This is a genomic window from uncultured Parasphingorhabdus sp. (assembly GCF_963975735.1).
Lineage (GTDB): Bacteria > Pseudomonadota > Alphaproteobacteria > Sphingomonadales > Sphingomonadaceae > Parasphingorhabdus.
In genome coordinates this window covers 130,711-152,286 of the sequence record NZ_CAXBIA010000001.1, presented here as the reverse complement: position 1 = coordinate 152,286, position 21,576 = coordinate 130,711, and the positions used below count along the sequence as shown (strand labels likewise).

Below are 21,576 nucleotides of genomic sequence, written 5' to 3'. Positions count from 1 at the left end.
GCCTGCTAGCGCCCGAATCCGCTGGCCGAGGGCGCGTGGAAAACCGGACGCCGGTGATCGCCTGGCGTGATCAGCGCTTCCAGAAACTGATCATGCGACGGCGCGGCGCTGGCCAGTTGCCCGACCGCCGCACTCACCTGGCCCATCACGTCCCGGACATCATTGAAATCCGGGATATCGGTCAATGGATCATAGCTTTTGGGTTTCAAACCCATGCCGCGTGCGACAAAAAACCAGCTCAGGTCATGAAACAGCTCGCGCCGGCGCGATATGATCCGGCCGCTATTCTCGAACAATTCCATTTTTTGCACCAGGCTGTCCGGCAGCGGTGCCTGCCTGACATGATCCCAGAAAGGTTCGCCGACGCGCTGGTTGGGGTAATAATGAAGCATGAGAAAGTCGCGAATATGCTCGTACTCGGTCAATGTTTCCCGATTATAGGACGCCTGCAGCGCGGGATCGAAATTGCGATCCGGGAAATAGTCGAGCAGCCGGTTGAGCCCGGTCACGATCAAATGGATGCTGGTGGATTCCAGCGGCTCCAGAAACCCCGCCGACAAACCGATCGAGACACAATTACCGTCCCAGAATTTCTTGCGATGGCCCGCGGTAAAGCCGATCACCCGTGGGTCCGCCAGCGGCTTGCCATCCAGCGATCCCACCAATCGTTCTTGCGCGTCGGCATCGCTGATGAAAGCACTGGAATAGACATAACCATTGCCAACCCGGTTTTGCAGCGGAATGCGCCATTGCCAGCCCGCTTCGCGCGCAGTCGATATCGTATAGGGCGTTCGCGGCCCGACCGCCTCGCTCTGCACGGCCACGGCGCGGTCGCAGGGCAGCCAGTTGGTCCAGTCTTCATAACCGGCGTTCAAACTTTGTTCGATCAACAACCCGCGAAAGCCCGAACAATCGATGTAGAGATCGGCCGAAACGGTCGAGCCATCGTCGCAGAATAGCTGGTCGATATGGCCGCGATCATCGACCGTCGCCCGTTCGACCTTGCGGTCGAGGCGGATCACGCCGAGCTGTTCGGAGACCCGGCGCAGATAGGCGGCAACCAGGCCGGCATCAAAATGCAATGCATAAGAGAGAGCACCGCCCGGAAACTGGCCATCTGCAGGCGGGAAAAGAAATTTGTCCCGCTCGGCCAGAGCGATGGAGGGGCAGAAGTCCGCGACCCGGCCTTCATGCCCCTCTGCCTCATTCTTCCACCAATAATGGTGAAAGGGACGGCGATCGATGGTAACGCCAAAATTGCCGAACGGATGCCAATAGCTGTGACCGACCTTCAACCAGTCCCGAAACTCGATCGCCAGTTTGAAGGTGGCCTGGGTTTCCTTTACAAAATCGACGGGATTGATTTCAAGCAGTTTGAGAAATTCAAAGATCGGCGGGATCGTTGCCTCGCCGACACCGATGGTCGGGATAGCCGATGACTCGATCAACGTGATCTCGGTACCGTCGCGGGCGAAAATCCGGCCCAGCAAACAGGCCGCCGACCAGCCGGCAGTGCCGCCGCCGACGATAGCAATTTTTTTGATCTTACGCGTTTCACTCATAACCGTGTTCCGCACTCCCGAAGGCCGGACTAAGCCTTAGCAGTTGTCGGACCGGCAAACAAATTGGCAAAAAAAAACGGGCCCGTATCCGTGTGAATACGGGCCCGTATCAAGGGAGCCTAGAACTTGAACTTGCCGCCGACATAGATCCTGCGAGAGCCGGATTCATACCGGAACGGCAATTCCGGGAATTGCAGATAGGCAGACTGGTCCGCCTTGGTCAGGTTTATCCCTTCGACAAATACGCCGAAATTCTCGTTGAAGTCATAGGACAATTGCCCGTCGAGTTGACCATATGAGCGCTGGTAGATGCCGAGCGTTCGGGTCGTCCCGCCATCGCCGAAGCCGAAGTTGCCGACATATTGCTTCGAACGCCATGTATAAGAGGCCCGCGCGGCAAAACCGGCTCTTTCAAAATAGACCTGGCTGTTGAACGAATGTTTCGAAACACCCGGTAATGGAAGGTCGGTATCGAAGTCATTGGAGCCATCGGTAGAAGTATCCGCGAAGGTATAGTTCGCGGTGAAGCCGAGACCGAAGTCAAAGGCATATTGCCCCGCAACTTCAAAGCCTCGAACCCGGCCGCCGGTTCCGTTTGCCGGCTGGTTGACCGGTCCCAATCGCCCGCCGCCCTGGTCATTGACGAAGACAGGGATGGTTTCGGTTACAATGAACGAGTCCACTTCTTTCCAGAACGCACCGACCGAGATCAGACCCTGCCGCCCCAGATAGAGTTCGTAAGCCAGATCAAACTGATAGGCACGAAATGGTTCCAGCCCTGCGTTACCGCGCGAGCCGTTGGTGAACAGGAACAGATCCTGCGTCGGCGAACCAACCGTGGAATCTCTGGTGAAATTCGTTGCGAAACCCCGGCCCAGATCATCCAGTTTCTGGCGAGCAACAACGCGCGCTGCCGAGAATCTGAGCTTGGAGTCATCATTCACGTCCACGACCGCATTGATGCTTGGCAGGAAGTCGGTCGTGCTCTGGGTCGTGGTATCGGTCTGGAAATCACGCAGCACACCATTCCAGCTGTCGGTGCCCCAATAGACCGGATCGGCATTTGACGGCTGATTCTGGTCGACCCGTAATTTGGTGTTAACGATACGAAGCCCGACATTGATATGATAGGGATCATCGGGGCTACCCATGTCGGCCATCACATAGGCAGACTTGGTTTCCTCCTTGACCAGATAGGCCTGCAGAGGATCCTCGAAAAAGCTGAACGGCGTGTCGGGATAAAGAGCCTGAATCCAGGCCAGAGCATCCGTCATTTGAGCCCGGTCCTGAACCGTCAGTGATCCGCCGGGAATATTCTGGCCGCCGGCAAAGTTGGCAATCGTTTCCAGACGCTCCGGATTGGATAGGAAAGACTGGACCGGCGAAATCACGACGGGTGAATTACCGAAGCGGCTACAGCCCGCGAATGCGGCCGGTTTGTTGGCTTCCGGCAAATCGCAGATCTTGAAGCCTATACCCGGATCCTGGAAATATCCGTAAGGCGTCCAGTTATAGGAGAAACCCGGTACCCGTTCCGCATCGGGGATCGCCGACGCATCAATTTCGCCCTTGCCGGAATAATCTGCCAGATAACGACCGGAAGCAAATTCGACTTGGCGCTGGCCATAGCGGAAACCGGCGCTCAACGTGATTCCGTTTTCAGCGCTATCGTCGATATCATAGGCAAAATCCGCCTTGATCGAATGGCCATCCACTTTCGAGCGATCGCCAAAGGCCCAATGCGACTTGAACAGTCCGTAAGCCGGGTTGGAAAACAGATCTGTCGGCGTTCCGGCGCCAAAACCAAAGACGGGGAATTTCGCATTTTGATAGGTGAAATCCCAAGTCGCCGGAGCCGCAGGATTGCCCGCAACCCCGTCAACCAGAGCGCCACCGGCTCCGTTCTGCCGGACAGTGTAAGCGGTCTGACGAACATCATTATTCGCCACTTCACGGGTCAGATCGGCGGTAGAATAATTTGCCGCGATATTTGCGCGGAAGTTGCTTCCATTGTCATAATCAATGCCGAACTGAAGATTGTCGGATTTGATATCGGAAATATCGACGAACGAGATCGCCTCGGCCGAATTGGCCTGAACGGTACCGCTTTGCAGAATGCCATCGCTGTCGATGCTCGCGCCCGGACGGAGTTGCAACAATTCACCCTGGCCAAACGGGAATTTGAGGGACACTTCCCGTGTGTCCACTTTCAATTCCGAGTGTATATAGTTCACGTTCAGCTCAAGCTCGTCGGTCGGCCGGTAGTTGATGCCCAAAGACGCGCCCCACCGCTTGCGATACTGATCACGATCGGTGATGTAGCGATATTCCGGCGCGTAATAATTGTTCGGTGTTGTTGCCTGATCACGACGACCGTCAGCAAAAGCCCAGTTGCCACGATTCTCGCCGCCCAGAACATTATGATGATCGTTGGTCTTGTCATAGCTAAGAGAAGCAATGATACCCAATGTGTCATTGAAATTATAAGCGGCGATAAGCGCGCCGGTCGGCTCCCAGCCTCCGATTTCAGAACCTTTGTTCAAACGCGCGTTACCGGCGAGTGTCAGGCCATCTTTCATATCTAGCGCGCTGCGGGTCTTCAGATTGACGATACCGCCCAGCCCACCTTCGATAAGTGATGCATTCGGCGACTTGAACACTTCGACGCCACCAATCAGTTCAGAAGGCACGCCTTCGAGCGAATCCTGACGAACGAAATTGCCTTCGCCGACCTTGAAGTTTTCCAGACCGCTTACAAACAGATCACCGTTGAGAAGCGTCACATTTTGCTCGAGTCCGCGAATACGGACCTTGGTGCCCTGACCATTTTCGCGATCAATCTGGACGCCGGGAAGGCGCTGAAGCGATTCGGCGATATTCTGATCCGGGAATTTACCGATATCTTCGGCCGTGACCGATTCAATGATCAGGTTGGAGTCGCGTTTTGCGGCCAGTGCATTTTCCAGCGAGGCGCGAAAGCCGGTTACGACAATGACGTCATCCGAAGCGGCATTCGTGCCGGCTTCGGGAGTAGCTGCGCCTTGCGCATCAACGTCCTGAGCCATGGCGACGCTTGCGCTGCCGATGGCGTATAAGGATGCGGCTGCCATCAAACTATGCCGCGATATAAACTTTCGACCGATCATTCTGCTATCCTCCCAAATGTCACGCCTTCAGCGCGATCACTTAAATCCAATTCACTTGCGGTCTTTACGACTTAACAAGCCTTAAAGGGCCAAACTGCACAGCCCCGATGCACCAATGGAGTCAAAAAATTTGAATAGTCTCCATCTCGCATTCTGATCTGCAAAAAATTGACAAGGTTGTCAACGACTAATTGACAACCTTGTCAAAAATAGTTGATAACGCTGTCAAATATATTTACTGGCAGAGAGGAAAGCTACCGATGAGTGGCACAGACCTTGTGAGAGGAATCAAAATTGACCTTTAAAGCACGTCGCCATCTGGCTAGCCCGTTGCTGGCATTGACTTTGTCCACGGCGTGCGTTGCCTTGCCCTCGCCCGGCAAGAATATCGCAGCGCCTGCTGAAAATTCGGCGGCCACCGTCCATCCGGAAATCTGGCCGCGTGCGGAATGGCCCTATCCCGAGGACGCATCGGTTGAAGCGCGCATCGATGCAATCATCGCGCACATGACAATCGAAGAAAAGGTCGGCCAGGTCATTCAGGCCGATATCGCCAGCGTGACGCCCGACGAAGCACGGCGCTATCATCTTGGTTCGATTCTGAACGGCGGCAATTCGGCCCCGGGGAATGACGAATTTGCGCCTCCCGCCGATTGGCTGGCACTCGCGGACGCCTTTTATGATGCCTCTGTCGACACCAAAGGCGGCAGGACGGCTGTTCCGATTATCTGGGGCACCGATGCTGTCCATGGTCACAGCAATATCGTCGGGGCGACCATATTCCCGCATAATGTAGGACTGGGCGCGATGCGCGATCCCGATCTGCTCGAACGAATCGCCGAGGCGACAGCGCTCGAGCTGCGATCAACCGGAATGGAATGGACTTTTGCGCCAACCATCACCGTGCCGCAGGATGGCCGTTGGGGTCGCGCGTATGAAGGTTACTCGCAGGACCCCGCGCTGGTCGCCAGCTATGTCGGCCGGTTCATCGAGGGTCTGCAGGGAAAGCCTGGCGACAGGCCGATTTTATCTGGACCCCATGTATTGGCCAGCACCAAACATTTTCTGGCCGACGGCGGCACTGATCAAGGGCGCGATCAGGGCGATGCCAAGATCAGCGAAACCGAACTGCGGGATATTCACGGCAGCCCCTATGTCCCGGCGATCAATGCTGGCGTCCAGACCATCATGGCCAGTTTTTCCAGCTGGAATGGCGAGAAAATAACCGGTCACAAGGGATTGCTGACCGACGTCCTGAAACAAAGAATGCGCTTTGGCGGCTTCATCGTCAGTGACTGGAATGCCCATGGCCAGATATCGGGTTGCACCAATGCCAGTTGCCCTCAGGCAATCAATGCCGGGCTCGACATGTATATGGCGCCCGATACATGGAAACCGCTGTATAATAGCCTCGTGCAACAGGCGAAAGACGGCATCGTGCCTATGGACCGGCTCGAGGATGCGGTGGCCAATATCCTTCGCGTCAAAATTCGCGCCGGACTGTTTGAAGCCGGACGGCCGTCCAGCAGGCCCTATTCCGGCCGTTTCGAGACGCTCGGCAGCGCCGACCATCGGGCGCTCGCGCGCGAGGCCGTGCGCAAGTCGCTGGTGCTGATCAAGAATGACAAACAGATCCTGCCATTGGCTGCCAACAGCAATATCCTGGTCGCCGGCGACGGTGCCGACGATATCAGCCGGGCTTCGGGAGGCTGGACGCTGACCTGGCAGGGGACCGGCATTGACAATGACAAATTCCCCGGGGCGACATCAATCTGGCAGGGGATAAAAGATGCAGTCACCGCCGCCGGTGGCACGGCACGCCATGCACCCGACGGCAGTTTCACAGACAAGCCGGATGCGGCCATCGTCATCTTTGGTGAAACGCCTTATGCGGAATTTCAGGGCGACCTGAAAACATTGCAGCTCAAATCCGAGCTGAAGGGGCCGTTGGCGACGATGCGCAAATTGAAGGCGCAGGGTATACCGGTGGTGGCAGTTTTTCTGACCGGACGGCCATTATGGACCAATCCGGAAATAAACGCGTCCGATGCTTTTGTAACCGCTTGGTTGCCGGGATCAGAAGGCGGCGGCGTTGCAGATATGCTCTTCCGCAACAAGAACGGAAATGTTGCGCATGAATTTCAAGGAAAGCTGAGTTTCACCTGGCCGATGACCGCCGATGCCAAAGGACCACGTCTGTTCGATCTCGGCTATGGCCTGACCACTGGCAGTGCCACGAACCTGGGGACTTTGTCCGAAGAATCCGGGGTCGCGAACGAGGAAGCCAGCGCCGGCTTGTTTTTTGACAAGGGCCTTCCGACCGCATCATGGTCGTTGCTTGTATCTGACGGCCAATCCGACAGGACTCGTATCACCACCACCCCGGCAGAGGCAATCGGAGGACGGGTTCTGGTCAGAGCGGTCGATCATCTAACGCAGGAAGGGGCGCGGCAATTCATTTCCGGGGGCGGCGGACCGACCGTCGTCGAACTGGTGACACATGCGCCGATAGACGTCAGTCGCGAAGCCAATGGCGATGTCTTGCTGCTGATGACCATGCGCTATGACAAACGATCCAGTGCGCCGGTCAAATTATCGATGCGATGCGGCGATGGTTGCGGTGGAGAAATCGCGCCAGCCGACCTGAACACGCTTGATGTGGGAAAATGGCAAACCGTCGGCGTGCCGATCAAATGCTTTGCCAATGCCGGAGCGGATGTCAGCAAACTGGACGCTCCGTTTCAAATCTCAACAACAGGATCGATCAATTTCAGCCTGTCGCGCGTGGCGCTGGGTACGGTGGCCGATACGATATTGGGCTGCGAATAAGGTAATCCGGCTGTGCAAGACAAGACAGCCTCTGATGTACAGAAACTCCGGTGCCTTGCGGGGCGCAGTGCTTTGAACCATGGATGACATTGTCGTCGCCGATATTGGCGGAACCCACGCACGCTTTGCTATAGCGGAAATAGAGGACGGCAGAATCCTGTCACTCTCCTCCCCTGTGACATTGGCAACCGCAGATCATGCAAGCTTTCAAATCGCATGGGAAGTCTTCAGCGCACATCTCGGTCGTTCGCTTCCCCGCGCCGCTGCAATTGCCATGGCCGCTCCGATCAGGTCCGACCTGATCAAGATGACCAACAATCCGTGGATCGTCCGGCCATCGCAGATCCCGAACAAACTGGGCGTCGACCGGCATATCCTGATCAATGACTTCGCCGCTGTCGCCCATGCGGTTGCCCTGGTTGAGGCCGAACAGCTGTTCCATATCACCGGCCCCGATCTGCCGCTGACACGCACCGGTGTCATCAGCGTTATCGGTCCGGGCACCGGCCTTGGCGTCGCTGCTCTGGTTTACAATGATCATCAAATGCAGGTGCTCGCCACTGAAGGAGGCCATGCGGATTTTTCGCCTCTGGATGCGGTCGAGGATCGCATCCTCCAGACTTTGCGTAACAAATACGGCCGGGTCGCAGTGGAGCGCGTCGTATCAGGACCGGGCCTGCGGGCGATATTCGAAGTCCTGTCCGAAATGGAAGGCCGCGCAATGCCGCCGGGGGACGACAGGGCTCTTTGGTCTATGGCGCTGGCAGGGCAGAATAGCATTGCAACGGCGGCGCTCGATCGCTTCTTCCAGACACTGGGATCCATCGCCGGAGATATTGCGCTGACCCATGGACCGGGCCCGGTTGTGTTGGCAGGAGGCCTGGGCCTGCGGCTGGTCAAACATATTGCCAGCTCCGGCTTTGCTGACCGGTTCGTATCGAAAGGGCGCTACCGCGGGTTGATGGAAAGCCTGCCGGTCAAGATGATAACCCATCCCGAACCCGGTCTGCTCGGCGCAGCGGCGGCCTTTGCAATAGAATATCGGACATGAGACGCCACATTGCTGCCTGTCCGGCGCAACCCTCAGCCGGACCATGGCCCTCAGGCGGACTGTTTGTCGATATCCCGTCCTACAGCTTCCTGCGGAGAGAAAATTCCCTCGCCGTCGCCGCGCGACCGCTCGGTAATGTTTTGAACAAAAGCTTCCGCGATGCAATGTCTCCATGCTTCATATCGCGGACGATCCGATCGGGCCCCGGCTGCATTGCTTTGCCGGAACTCGTCCACCAGCGCCGCCAGCGCTTCGGGTTCCATGCCCCACAAACTATTGATTGCCGTGCGGATGGCTTCCGGCATGCTCTGGTCGCTGATGCGCGCGCTGCAGGCGAAAGCTATCCCCTGCGCAAACCACTCGCCGTTCGGTCCGGCGAGCCGGTAACCGTCGAGAAATACGCTGTCGTCCGCCGGGCCCGCATAGCAACTGGCCAGCCCGATGCCCGACCAGATATCCGCCTGCCGATCGGCCGCCATGGAGCCGGCCAGAGCCGCCGCCTTATCGATATCGGCGCCGCTGACAAACCAGATGCCGCGGCCGACGCCCTGGTCATAAGCGCGCGAGGCATAGCCTTCCAATATCCGCTTGGGACTGTTGAGGGTCTTTTCCTGCTGAAAATAGACATTGTGATAGCCCATGCCGTCATAAGCCATCCAGCGATAGAACGGGTCCAGCGCACCAACGATCGCCTTTTCCCGCCAGGAGAGCTTGGACATGGCCAGTCCGGTGCCGGCATTGACCAGCAGCGGATAGCGCTCCTCGAACCGTTCCCGGAATTTCCCGAGCATCGGACGGCGAAAAGGAATGGAATCGACCAGCGCGCTGCCCATCGCTCCACCTTCGACGAAAAAGCCGCGCAGTAAGGCCGGCTCCTCTGCCATCGCCTGTTCGAACGCGGCAAGCGAACGAAGCGACAATATCAGATTATAACCGCGCAGAAATGTCTTGCCGATCGATTCCAGCCGTTCTTCATGGCTTTTCTCGGCAAGGTCAAAGCCCCGGATCCTGAATTCAACGCGACGCGGATCCAGTGCCAGAAACTTGCCGATAACAGCAGGAAGCGGCTTCAGTTGATCGGTCTGATCTTCAAACATTGTAGCCCACTCCGTCTTGCTCGTTGCATTCGTGGTCAACAGGTCATTAACTGTGATCGCATATCGATAACCCAATCAACCACTTCCCGCAAAATATCTTTACGGAATGAGCCAAAATGGATCAGCTGACTGTGGTTCGCCGCGCTTGGCCGTAAAAATTTGGCTATATCGGCCAAGTCACGGGATCACAGTTGCATTTGTTAACCAGGCTTGGCTCAAATGACCTCGATTATTAGGGGCAGGCAGAGGGACGTTAATGAAAACGATATTAGTCGTCGGCGTCCGCGGCATGCCTGACGTGGAAGGCGGCGTCGAAAAAAACGCGGAAAGCCTCTTCCCTCTGATCGCCGCGCAGGGCTGGAAAATATGCGTCGCAGGCTGGAAACCCCATATAAAAAGCGACGATTTTCGCGGCGTATCGCTGTGGTGCGCGCCGACCCCCGGTTTCGGGAAAATCGACGGGCTGCTCTATTCGATTCTGACATGGTTCAAAGCTTTGCGGATGCGTCCGGATATTGTCCATATGGCCGGACTGGAACCGGTATTTCTGCTTTGGGCCTATAAGTTGATCGGCTGCAAAATTGTCGTGCGCCTGGGTGCCGATTGCCGACAACGTCCCTGGAGCTGGACAGGAAAATGGTTCATGCGATGCGCCAAATATCAATTGCGCTGGGCGGATAAAATCATCGTCGTGACACCGGCATTGGCAAAAAAATTGCGCGCGTCCGGCATCGGGAAAGACATTCACGTCATCGGTAACGCACTCGACCGGGCGGAAAATCTCCCGGAGAATTCGCCGGAAGATTCTGGCGCGCCGATCGGCGGGGACTATATTCTTTTCGTCGGTCAGATCTCCCAGCAGAAAAATATTCATAGTCTGATTGCCGCCTTTCGGGTCTTTGCCAAAAGCTATCCTCAAATGCAGTTGGTGATCGTCGGCCATTGGGACAGACATGCCGGACGCAAACAAATAGAGGCTTTGGGGGACGAGCGGATCAAGATGCTGGGCAGCCTGCCGCGGTCGCGTTTGGCCTCGCTCTATCGCGGTGCGCGGTTTTTCGTAAACCCGTCAATCCGCGAAGGACATTCCAATACACTGCTCGAAGCGATCAGCCTTGGTTGTCCGGTCCTGCTGAGCGATCTTCCGGAAAACCGGGATTTGCGATTGAACGCCAAACATTATTTTAGCCCGGAGGATATGCGGAGCATGGTAAGCGCACTGGACCGTGCGCACGCCAATCCGGATGTTTTCCGCGTAGACTGCGATCGCTTTCCGCAATGGGAAGAAATCGCGGAGCAGACGATACGCGTCTATGAGAAATTATTTGTCGACGATGCTCAAGGCACCGCCAATGGCCAGCCGTCACGGGCCTAGGTTGTCCGGTCATAGATATACCGTTCTGACTGCGCTAGTCACGCAGTGGAGCGGGGCCGCGGTCTGCTCTTCAAATTATACTGCCGTCTTTCCGATCAGCGGCAACCCTGCCAATATCCCTTGCATCACGAAAAATACATCTGCGTAAATTTTCTGCTATACAAAGGAGGAGCATGATTGTTTACGCATAATATGGCACAAGAAACCCAGAGCTTTGTAAATATTCTGGAAGTCGGTCCGCGCGACGGCCTGCAGAATGAATCCGAAATTATCGCAACGGCGGACAAGCTCGGTCTGATCGATCATATGCTGGATGCTGGGGTAAAGCGCATCGAAGTGGCGAGCTTTGTCCATCCGGGGCGCGTGCCGCAAATGGCCGATGCCGAGGACGTGATTGCCGGCCTGCCCGACCGCGACGATGTGTCCTATATCGGCCTGTGCCTGAACAAGCGCGGCGTTCTCCGCGGTCTGGCAACAAAAGAGGGCAAAAAGCGAGGGATTGACGAAGTCGGCTGCGTGGTCGTGGCGAGCGACACATTCGGCCAGAAAAATCAGGGCCAGACCATAAAACAGGGCATAAAGGAAAATCGGGAGATGATCCGCTTTGCCAAAGCCGAAGGGCTGAAAGCGCAGGTCACCATATCGGCGGCCTTTGGCTGTCCGTTCGAAGGTGCGGTCGATCCGGAAACGGTCTTGAATATTGCTGAAGAAATGGCAGGAGAAGGCCCCCTGGAGATCGCCCTCGCCGATACCATCGGCGTCGGCGTACCCGCTCAGGTCACCGACCTGTTCGGCCGGCTCCGGGAAATATTGCCTGCCGAAATTTCTATGCGCGCGCATTTTCATGACACGCGCAACACCGGTATAGCCAATGCCTGGGCTGCGGTTCAGGCCGGCGTAGAGACTTTGGACTCCAGTCTCGGCGGCCTTGGCGGCTGCCCGTTTGCGCCCAATGCGACGGGCAATATTGCAACGGAAGATCTGGTCAATCTGCTCAACCGGTCAGGTATCGACCATGATCTCGATCTGCGCAAAGCCATAGCCACCAACCACTGGTTCGAAAATATCCTCGGCCGTCGCCTGCCATCGCTGGTCGCCAGGGCCGACGCCTGAAACCGCTCCGCTATTCAAAGTGCGGTTTGTGACAATATCCGCGAGGCTTTAGACCCTGTCCCAGTCCGATGACGGAGAGGTTATTTAATGGTCGACAGCGAGATAGACGTTCTGGTTATCGGCGCCGGTGCAGCGGGCTTGACCGCGGCGCTGGCAGCGCACGAATCCGGTGCCTCGGTCCGGCTGATCGAAAAGCAGGACCAGCTCGGCGGGACCGCCGCGATCTCCGGCGGCGTGGTCTGGTTACCCGATCACGAGCAGATGGCGGCGCAGGGTAAAGAGGACAGTGCCGCCGAAGCCCTGGCCTATTTCCTGTCGCTCGACCACGGCGAGATGGACCATGCGGTGCTTGAGGCCTTTGTCTCCGAAGCCGGGCAAATGCTCTCCTTCCTCAGCGATATCGACGCGATCAGGCTGACGATGATGCCGGACTATCCGGATTATTACGAGGATCGTCCCGGCGCGAAAACCGGTGGCCGGTCGCTTGACAACGATCTGTTCGATTTTAATTCGCTCGGCGAATGGAAAGACCGGATATTCGAACATGGTCCGTCGCCGCGAATGATGCTGCGGGAGACTCCTCTGGGTGGCGGCAGCGGTGTTGTCGAGCCGGGAGAATTGCAGCGGCGCAATGCCGCGGATTTGCGCGGCTGGGGACAGGCTTTGGTCGGACGGTTGCTCAAGGCCTGTCTGGAACGCAGCATCGAGCCGGTTCTCGGTTGTGGCGGCTACCGGCTTTGCGTGGAAGAAGGCCGGGTAACCGGTGCGATTGTCGAACGCGGTACCGAGCGAGAAACGATCTCTGCGCGGCAGGGCGTGATACTGGCCACCGGCGGGTTCGAATGGAATGACGCGCTGAAACACGCCTTTTTGCGCGGGCCGCTCGACGCGCCAGCCTCGCCGCCGACCAATCAGGGCGATGGCCTGAAAATGGCGATGGCGGCAGGCGCGGGCCTGGGCAATATGACCAGCGCATGGTGGGTGCCGACGCTCGCGATTCCCGAAGCACAATGGCAGACCGGCGAGACACGAAACATGCCGGTGCTGATCGAGCGCACCCTGCCGCACGGCATGTTGGTCAACCGCGACGGCAAGAGATTCTGCAACGAGGCGGCGAACTATTCGGCACTGGCGGGGGCCTTTCACGCCTTCGATCCGGCGACCTATGCCTATCCCAATCTGCCAGCCTATCTGATCTTCGATTCGCAATATCGGGAACGCTATCCGCTGTCCTCCTTCATGCCCGGAACGCCGCTGCCCGAGTGGGTGGCGCAAGCCGATACATTGGAAGAGCTCGCGGCACAAATCGAGGTCGATGCAGAGAATCTAACGGCCACGATCGACCGGTTCAATGAACAGGCCGATCAACTGGACGATCAGGATTTCGGTCGCGGCAAGACCGACTATGACCGCTTCTACGGCGACCGCTCCAGAGAAGGCGCAGGGGCCACATTGGGTAGCTTGAGCAAAGCGCCTTATTACGCAGTGGAAATCAGGATGGGCGCGCTCGGCACCAATGGCGGCGCAAAAACCAACGCACAGGCGCAGATAGTGGATGTCGATGGCCAGCCGATTGCCGGACTGTTCGGTGCCGGCAACGTGATCAGCGCGCCGACCGGCAGCGTCTACGCCGGCGCAGGCGGTACTTTGGGGCCTGCCCTGACATTCGGCTATATCGCAGGCCGCGCGGCGGCCAAGCGGATCAATCAATGAACAAACCATTCAAGGGAACGAGATCATGGGCATATTGGATCAATTCAAACTCGACGGTGAGGTTGCTGTCGTCACCGGTGCCGGCAAGGGAATCGGACGGGCGATTGCGCTAGGCCTGGCCGAAGCGGGCGCCGATGTCGCCGTCGCGGCGCGCTCCGCCGATGATCTGGAAAAGGTTGCCAGCGAAATCCGCGCATTGGGTCGCCGCGCTATCGCGGTGCCCACCGACGTAACCAGCCGCGCTGCGCTGGAAAACCTTGCCAATCGGGCGGTCGAGGAACTCGGCCGGCTGAGTATCTGGGTCAGCAATGCCGGCGGCTTGCCCGACGGCACACCGCGCTATCTGACACGCACGCCTGAAGACAGCTGGGACGCGCAGATTGAGCTCAATCTGAAAAGCGTCTGGATGGGCGCCGTTGCTGCGGCCAATCACATGAGCGATAATGGCGGCGCGATCATCAATATTTCCTCGCGCGCTGCGATCGGCGGCCAGGCCAAGAACGGACCCTATGGAGCCTCGAAAGCGGCAGTGAACAGCCTGACCGCGACCCTGTCGCTCGAGCTGGCTCCAAAAATCCGGGTCAATGCGGTCGCTCCGGGCCCGATTCCTACCGAGAATTTTGACGAATCCATGGGTATCGATTCCGAAGAAAAACGCGCGGCCCTGCTCAAGCAATTCCAGATCCCTCTGGCCCGCTTTGGCCGGGAAGAGGATATTGCTGCTGCGGTTGTCTATATGGCGTCTCCGGCGTCGAACTGGGTGACCGGCCAGTGCCTCTATGTGACGGGCGGCAAATAGCTGCCTAGGTCCGCTGGCGTTTCATCCACACCCAGACCCGCCAATAGTGAAATCCAGCCCATAGGTTGAACAGAGCGAGTATCATCAGCGCCTGCTGGAGTGCGCTGGCTTCCAGTCCGGCAGCCCCACCGGCAAAATAGTCGGACAGGCCACCGACAAAGACCGGGCCGAGACCCAGTCCGATCAGACCGGCCACCATCAGATAGATTGCCACCGCCATCGCCCGCGTCCGGTCGCCAGCCAATGTCTGCACCGCCGCAAAACTGGGACCGAAATAGAAGGTCGCGGCAAAGGTCGGGAAGCCGAGCAGCATGATCGCGACATTGGCATTGTCCGCATAGATGGCGGCAATCATTCCCGGGGCAGCCAGAACCAGAACCAGTCCGCTGACCAACAGCGACATGAGCGGATCACGCTTGCCGATAATATCACCGACCTTGCCACCGAACCAGGCACCGAAGCCGCCGGTCAATCCGACCATCACCCCGAGTTTCCAGCCAAGCTCGCCATAGTTCATACCGTGCACGCGCACGAACAGGCTGCCATAGAAACTGGCCAGACCATAAGAGACAAATTGCACCAGCACGCCGGCGGCAACCAGATGCCAATAGGCCGGTTTCCGCGACAGGTCGAGCAGGGCGCTGCGCAACGTCACCTCGCCCGGCACCGGTTGCAGGGCCTTTGCCAGACTCACCTTGCCGCGCGGGTCGGGCACAGTGAACCAGATAACCAGGGCGATGATAATCCCCGGCAGGCCGGCCAGCAAAAATGCGGCCCGCCAGCTGAACATTTCGGTAATATAGCCGCCACCGGCATAAGCAATGAACGCACCAACCGGAACCGCCGCACCCATGATGCCGAGCGCGCCGGCACGGCGTTCGGGCGGGAACAGATCGGCGATCAGGCTGTGCGATGCCGGCGAAGAGCCCGCTTCGCCAACGCCGACGCCGATGCGCGCCAGAAACAGCTGCACAAAATTGCCAGCCAGCCCGCACAGCACCGTCATCAGCGACCAGACCGCAATCGCGATGGCGATAATCCGGCTGCGGTTCCAGCGATCCGCCAAGGCAGCGAGCGGGATCGCCAAGGTGGTGTAAAAGACGGCGAAGGACAGGCCGGTCATCAGGCCGAGTTGCGTATCGCTCAAGCCGAGGTCTCGCTTGATCGGTTCGGCGACGATCGAAATCACCTGCCGGTCGAGAAAATTGAGCATGGTGACGACAAACAATACAGCGAGTGCATAGTTCGCGCGCCGTGAAGCAGATGCAATATCTGCCTTATTCTCGATGCCCTCGTTGGGGCGGATATCCTCTACCATCGAAAAGATATGACAGGATTATTTTGCTCGCGGCACCCTTTGTTTAGCTAGGGCTTATAGACTGACCTCTCAGAGAGACTGCCCGTCGTCGACGATGATATCCGACCCCGTGACCATTCGCGATGCGTCAGAGGAAAAATAGAGCATCATCGGATCGAGCGATTCGATATCCTGCAAGCGGCGGCGGTGGAAACCGGCAATTTGCGCTTCGCCGCCTGCGGTCTGATACCAGTCGCCCTGGATCTCGGTCGGAATATAGCCGGGGTGGATCGTGTTCACATTGACGCCCATCCGCACCCATTCGCGCGCGAGATTGCGTCCGAGATGGGTCACGCCCGCCTTGCTGGCGGCATAGGCGCTGTCGCCTTCGCCGGTCAGCCGCGAGGTGATCGAACCGATGATCACCACTCGCCCGTTTTCCTTTTCCCGGCTACCGCTGGCGATGAGACGCTTGGCCCCTTCGCGCGCCACCAGATAGACGCCCTTGAAATTGGTATCGAGCAGCATCTGCAATCGGTCCGCCGGCACTTCGGTGGATCGTCCGGTCGCAGCGACACCGGCATTGGCGACGATCGAATCGACCGTGCCGAACTGCGCTTCCGCCGCATCATAGGCAGCGATAATCGATGCCTCGTCGGTGACGTCCAGCGGAACCGCCAGTGCCTGACCGCCTGCATCAATAATTTCTTTCGCCAAAGCATCGGTCCGGTCGGTGCGCCGCGCGCCCAGAACAACATTGGCACCAGCCGCTGCAAAAAGCTTGGCGAAACGCGCGCCGAAACCCGATGAGGCACCGGCGATCAGAGCGGTGCGGCCTTCAAGCGAAAAGGGGATATCCATAATGTCAGTGCTCCGGCTAGATTAGGAGACAGGCTCTAGACGATCGGCAAATGCTCGGCCAATAGTCAATTGCATAGGAGAAGAACAAATGATCGACCCATCGCTCGACTATAGTGGCCAAACCGTTTGCATCATCGGCGGATCAAGCGGCATCGGCAATGCCAGCGCACAAGCCTTTCGCGCCCGTGGTGCAGAGGTGCATGTCACCGGCACCCGAAGCAGCGAAGCCGACTATAATGCCGACGAGGGATCCGATCTGGCGGGCCTGACCTATCACCAGCTCGATGCCGGTGACGATGCAGCGATCATCGCATTGCGCCAGAAATTCACCAGGCTCGACATTTTGGTCTGTTCGCAAGGAATGGTGATGTACAAGCGCGCCGAATTTGAACCGGAAAATTTCGCCAAGGTCGTGCAGGTCAATCTCAACAGCCTGATGACCTGCGCCGGACAATTTTACGATCTGCTGAAAGAGACGAAGGGATCGCTGATCATCATCAGTTCGACCGCGGCCTTCCATGCAACCGTCGGCAATCCCGGTTACAACGCGTCCAAGGCTGGTGCCGCCGGACTGACCCGCACCCTGGGCAAGGCCTGGGCACCGGACGGCATCCGGGTCAATGGTGTCGCACCGGGCCTGATCGCCACAAAGATGACCAAGGTCACCACCGACAATCCCAAGCGGCGGGAAGCGACGATCCGGTCGATCCCGCTCGGCCGCATCGGTAATACGGACGATATGGCGGGTCTGGTCCTGTTCCTCGCCTCGCCACTGGCCGGCTATATCGTCGGACAGACGATTATCGCTGACGGGGGGCTATTGCTGTAGCGCAAGCCCGGAAGGCTGGTGGGTCATCGCCTTGCTGGTCCACCAGAACAGGCTAACCGAGATCGTCAGGCTGACCACGGCCGTGACCATGACGGCATAGCTCAGCGACATTGCACCATATTTGTCGGTCCACCCGTCACTCATCACGCCGATCAGCGCCGGCCCGATCGCGTAGCCGAGCAGATTGGCGAGCAGGCTGCCCACAGCCGAGGCCGTGCCCCGCTCGGTCGGTTTTACCGCAGCCTGCATCATCGAATAGGCCGCGCCTTGCGTTGAAACGAGCAGAATATATCCGACGATATAAAGTCCCAACGTCCATTGCAGACTGTCGGCGAGCAGGCAGGAGGCCCAGAAAGGCAGCGTCAGGCCGAGCGCCAAAGCGCAATACCACGGACGCCATTTCGGGGTTCTCTTTGCCAGATGGTCCGCCAGAAAACCGCCGAATATCATCCCGGGCACGCCGCCGACGAACAGCACGGCGCCCAGATACAAGCCCGCTTCTCCCTGGGTGATCTCGAATTTGCGCATCAGGATCGGCGCCAGCCAGATGGCAAAGGCGAAGGCCGGAACATTGGCGAAGGCATTGGCCGTGATCACCCGGGCGAGAATCGAATTGCGCCAGAGCGAGAGCATCGCGGTCCTGAACGGTTCCTGTTTGGTGACACCGGAGACGCTCGCATCGGCCGGGAAAAACCGGCCGCGCACCGGCTCCTTGACGGTCAGATAGAGTATGATACCAAGCAGTACGCCCGGCAGGCCGAGCAGGATGAAGGCCCAGCGCCAGCCATATTCCGCAGCAAGATAACCGCCCGCCGAATAACCGAGAACCGGACCGAGCACAGCACCGGCAGTGAAGATGCCCATCGCGCGGGAAAGCTCGTGCGGCGCGAAATAGTCGGTGATGATCGACACCGACGGCGGCGCACCGCCAGCCTCGCCAACGCCGACACCAAGGCGCGCCAGAAACAGCGTCCAGAAACCGGTCGCCGCGCCACATAAGGCCGCCATGATGCTCCACAGCGAGACGGCCACTGCGACCATGGTCCGCCGATTGGTGCGATCCGCCAGCCGACCGGCCGGAATGCCAAGGAGCAGATAGAATATCGTGAAAGCGGTCCCGGCGAGCAGCCCGATCTGCGTGTCGCTCAGCAGGAACTCCGCCTTGATGTCCTCGATCAGGATCGACATCACCAGCCGGTCGGTGATGTTGAACATGAAGGTCAGCATCAGCATGATCAGGACATAATATCGATAGACGCCGCCGGAAGTCTGCTCGGGTAACTTGCTCATCAACATCCTCTCCAACGGATGGCAATGATCTAGCGTGAAAAAGGGGACAGAACCAGCGTGGCTCTATCCCCTTAAATGATAGGGTCAAAAATCATATCGACCCGCGATGCCGTTCGTGCTGAGCTTGTCGAAGCACATTGGAGCCCGCTCTGCGCCGCGTTCATCCTTCGACAGGCTCAGGACGAACGGTTTTGTTCGACTAACCCGCGGTCAGCGCAATGTGCCGCCGCATATGATGATCGACGCTGCCGAACTCGCCTTCGATGATCGACAGACGCTTGAAATAGCTGCCCACTGCGAGCTCGTCGGTCATGCCCATGCCGCCATGGGTCTGGATAGCCGACTGGCCGATGAAACGTCCGGCCTGACCGATGCGGACTTTAGCTGCAGAAACATTTTTCTTCCGCGTCGCGTCGTCTTCATCGAGCTTGATCGTGGCAAGATAGCACATCGAAACCGACTGCTCATATTCCATCAGCATGTCAGCCATCCGGTGCTGAAGCACCTGGAAAGAACCGATCGGTGTGCCAAACTGCTTGCGCTGGCGCGAATAGTCGAGCGTGGTTTCGTTGGTCACCTTCATCGCGCCAACCGCTTCGGCACAGACCGCAGCGGTTGCTTCGTCGACGACTTTCTCGATCAACGGCAGACCATTACCTGCTTCACCAATTAAAGCATCACCGGAGACTTTGACATTCTCGAAATAGACTTCCGAAGCGCGGCGGCCGTCGACGGTGGCATAGTCGCGGGTGCTCACGCCCTGGGCCGCCTTGTCGACGACGAATACCGAGACACCGTCCTTGTCAGTCTGCCCGCCCGATGTGCGCGCGGTCACGACAAGATGCGTCGCCCACGGTGCGCCAATCACGACGGCTTTGTGACCGTTGAGGATATAATCGCCGCCATCGGCCTTTGCCGAGGTTTCCAGATTTGCCAGATCATAGCGGCCGCGTGGTTCGGCATAGGCAAAGGCAAAAATCATCTCGCCGGAAATGATCCCGCCGATATATTCTTCACGCTGCGCAGAATTGCCGCCATGTTTCAGCAAGCCGCCAGCGCAGACCACGCTCGGGATGAACGGCTCGACCGCGAGGCCCTTGCCGAATTCTTCCATGATGATCATCGCTTCGGTAGCGCCGCCAAATCCGCCGTCTTCTTCCGAAAATGGAGCGGCCAGCATGCCAAGCTCGGCCAGCTGCGCCCAGAGCTCCGGACGCCAGCCGGATTCGCTGGCGATCACATTGCGGCGCGTATCAAAGTCATATTGCTCGCGGATCAGGCGCGAAATTCCGTCGCGCACCATATTTTGTTCGTCGGTAAAATCGAAATCCATATTGGTTCCCCTTTGTCGGTCCGGTTAAAGGCCGAGGATCATTTTGGTGATGATGTTGCGCTGGATCTCGTTGGACCCGCCGTAGATCGACGTCTTGCGCATGTTGAAATAGGTCGGTGCCGCGTGATGGGCATAGTCCGGACCAATCGGGAAGTCGTTCGACCCGTCATCCGGGAAGCTGCGGAAATCGGGTGCGCCATAATGGCCAACCGCTTCCAGTGTCAGCTCTGTCAGCCGCTGCTGGATTTCCGTACCCTTGACCTTGAGCAACGAACTCTCCGGTCCCGGACCCTTGCCAGCCTGTTCGCCTGCCAATGTTCTGAGTTCGGTGATTTCAAGCGCCGAGAGATCAATCTCCAGCTGGCTGATCTTCTGGGCGAAACCCATATCCTCGATCAGCGGCTTGCCATCGAGCATTTCCGCCTTCGCAATTTCCTTGAGCTGTTCGATACCGCGCTTCGAGCGCGCCACACCGGCAATGCCGGAGCGTTCGTGCGCGAGCAGGAATTTGGCATAGGTCCAGCCCTGATTTTCCTGACCAATCAAATTGGTCGCAGGCACACGGACATCGGTCAGCCATACTTCGTTGACTTCATAGCCGCCGTCGATCAGCTTGATCGGGCGGACTTCAATGCCGGGTGTCTTCATGTCGACGAGAATGAAGCTGATACCCATTTGCGGCTTGGGCGCATCCGGGTCGGTACGGCAGAGGAAGAAACCCCAGTCGGCATGTTGTGCCAATGTGGTCCAGGTCTTCTGGCCGTTGAGGATATAATCGTCGCCGTCGCGAACCGCGGTGGTCTTCAGCGAGGCCAGATCGGAACCGGCACCAGGCTCGGAATAGCCCTGGCACCACCATACTTCACCCGAACGGATACCCGGCAGATGCTGTGCCTTCTGTTCTTCGTTGCCGAATGTGTAGATCACCGGCGCGACCATCGCGACGCCGAACGGCAATGGCATCACGGTACTTTTCCGCGCATTTTCTTCGCCCCAGATGTAGCGCTGGGTCGGCGTCCAGTCGGTACCGCCATATTCCTTCGGCCAGGCCGGAGTCGACCAGCCCTTTTTGCCCAATATCTTGTGCCAGGCGACCATGTCCTCGGGACTCATGTCATCCTGCACGCCGCGAGTCCCGATGTTTTCGGGATAGTTATTTTCAATAAATTCACGCACTTCAGCGCGAAAGGCCTTTTCTTCTTCTGTGAATTCCAGATTCATGGGAACGCTCCTTGGTCAGAATTTGGCTGGACTATAGGGCGAAACCCGCCGAAAACAAGC

The 21,576-nt window shown here is 58.0% G+C and carries 15 protein-coding genes; 7 read left to right on the top strand and 8 right to left on the bottom strand.

Features of this window, described 5'->3' with window-relative positions; genetic code table 11:
- Positions 1–5 precede the first annotated feature (5 nt).
- Positions 6–1,562, bottom strand: coding sequence for a tryptophan halogenase family protein (locus AACZ86_RS00725; protein WP_339688660.1), 1,557 nt, complete (start codon positions 1,560–1,562; stop codon positions 6–8).
- A 119-nt stretch (positions 1,563–1,681) separates the two neighbouring features.
- On the bottom strand, positions 1,682–4,672 hold the full coding sequence (locus AACZ86_RS00720) for a TonB-dependent receptor (protein ID WP_339688658.1): 2,991 nt from the start codon (positions 4,670–4,672) through the stop codon (positions 1,682–1,684).
- A 330-nt stretch (positions 4,673–5,002) separates the two neighbouring features.
- On the opposite strand from AACZ86_RS00720, the gene AACZ86_RS00715 reads away from it, so the two are divergent.
- Together AACZ86_RS00715 and glk are read left to right on the top strand one after the other, a co-directional pair.
- Positions 5,003–7,537, top strand: coding sequence for an exo 1,3/1,4-beta-D-glucan glucohydrolase (locus AACZ86_RS00715; protein WP_339688655.1), 2,535 nt, complete (start codon positions 5,003–5,005; stop codon positions 7,535–7,537).
- 79 nt (positions 7,538–7,616) lie between these two features.
- The gene (gene glk, locus AACZ86_RS00710; protein WP_339688652.1) at positions 7,617–8,588 is read left to right on the top strand and encodes a glucokinase; all 972 of its coding nucleotides are present in this window, start codon (positions 7,617–7,619) and stop codon (positions 8,586–8,588) included.
- Positions 8,589–8,638: 50 nt separating this feature from the next.
- Here glk and AACZ86_RS00705 read toward each other — a convergent pair whose 3' ends face one another.
- Positions 8,639–9,685, bottom strand: a complete 1,047-nt coding sequence (locus AACZ86_RS00705; RefSeq protein WP_339688649.1) for a DUF1702 family protein — start codon at positions 9,683–9,685, stop codon at positions 8,639–8,641.
- Positions 9,686–9,941: 256 nt separating this feature from the next.
- Between AACZ86_RS00705 and AACZ86_RS00700 the strand changes: the two genes are divergently transcribed.
- From AACZ86_RS00700 to AACZ86_RS00685, 4 genes are all read left to right on the top strand, one after another.
- On the top strand, positions 9,942–11,060 hold the full coding sequence (locus AACZ86_RS00700) for a glycosyltransferase family 4 protein (protein WP_339688647.1): 1,119 nt from the start codon (positions 9,942–9,944) through the stop codon (positions 11,058–11,060).
- A 192-nt stretch (positions 11,061–11,252) separates the two neighbouring features.
- Positions 11,253–12,173, top strand: a complete 921-nt coding sequence (locus tag AACZ86_RS00695) for a hydroxymethylglutaryl-CoA lyase (protein WP_339688644.1) — start codon at positions 11,253–11,255, stop codon at positions 12,171–12,173.
- A gap of 87 nt (positions 12,174–12,260) precedes the next feature.
- The gene (locus AACZ86_RS00690; protein WP_339688641.1) at positions 12,261–13,886 is read left to right on the top strand and encodes an FAD-dependent oxidoreductase; all 1,626 of its coding nucleotides are present in this window, start codon (positions 12,261–12,263) and stop codon (positions 13,884–13,886) included.
- Between the two features lie 25 nt (positions 13,887–13,911).
- Positions 13,912–14,685, top strand: coding sequence for an SDR family oxidoreductase (locus AACZ86_RS00685; RefSeq protein WP_339688639.1), 774 nt, complete (start codon positions 13,912–13,914; stop codon positions 14,683–14,685).
- Positions 14,686–14,689: 4 nt separating this feature from the next.
- Here the strand turns inward: AACZ86_RS00685 and AACZ86_RS00680 are convergent, their stop codons facing one another.
- Positions 14,690–16,003, bottom strand: coding sequence for an MFS transporter (locus AACZ86_RS00680; RefSeq protein WP_339688637.1), 1,314 nt, complete (start codon positions 16,001–16,003; stop codon positions 14,690–14,692).
- Between the two features lie 69 nt (positions 16,004–16,072).
- Positions 16,073–16,843 (bottom strand): SDR family NAD(P)-dependent oxidoreductase, encoded by a 771-nt coding sequence (locus AACZ86_RS00675; RefSeq protein ID WP_339688634.1) that lies wholly within the window; start codon positions 16,841–16,843, stop codon positions 16,073–16,075.
- A gap of 88 nt (positions 16,844–16,931) precedes the next feature.
- Between AACZ86_RS00675 and AACZ86_RS00670 the strand changes: the two genes are divergently transcribed.
- Positions 16,932–17,672 (top strand): SDR family oxidoreductase, encoded by a 741-nt coding sequence (locus tag AACZ86_RS00670; RefSeq protein WP_339688632.1) that lies wholly within the window; start codon positions 16,932–16,934, stop codon positions 17,670–17,672.
- Here AACZ86_RS00670 and AACZ86_RS00665 read toward each other — a convergent pair.
- From AACZ86_RS00665 to AACZ86_RS00655, 3 genes are all read right to left on the bottom strand, one after another.
- Positions 17,661–18,962 (bottom strand): MFS transporter, encoded by a 1,302-nt coding sequence (locus AACZ86_RS00665; protein ID WP_339688629.1) that lies wholly within the window; start codon positions 18,960–18,962, stop codon positions 17,661–17,663. The genes AACZ86_RS00670 and AACZ86_RS00665 overlap by 12 nt on opposite strands.
- Positions 18,963–19,161: 199 nt before the next feature.
- A complete protein-coding gene (locus AACZ86_RS00660) occupies positions 19,162–20,295 on the bottom strand; it encodes an acyl-CoA dehydrogenase (RefSeq protein WP_339688627.1) in 1,134 nt (377 codons plus the stop codon).
- A 24-nt stretch (positions 20,296–20,319) separates the two neighbouring features.
- The gene (locus AACZ86_RS00655) at positions 20,320–21,516 is read right to left on the bottom strand and encodes an acyl-CoA dehydrogenase family protein (protein ID WP_339688625.1); all 1,197 of its coding nucleotides are present in this window, start codon (positions 21,514–21,516) and stop codon (positions 20,320–20,322) included.
- Positions 21,517–21,576: the final 60 nt, after the last annotated feature.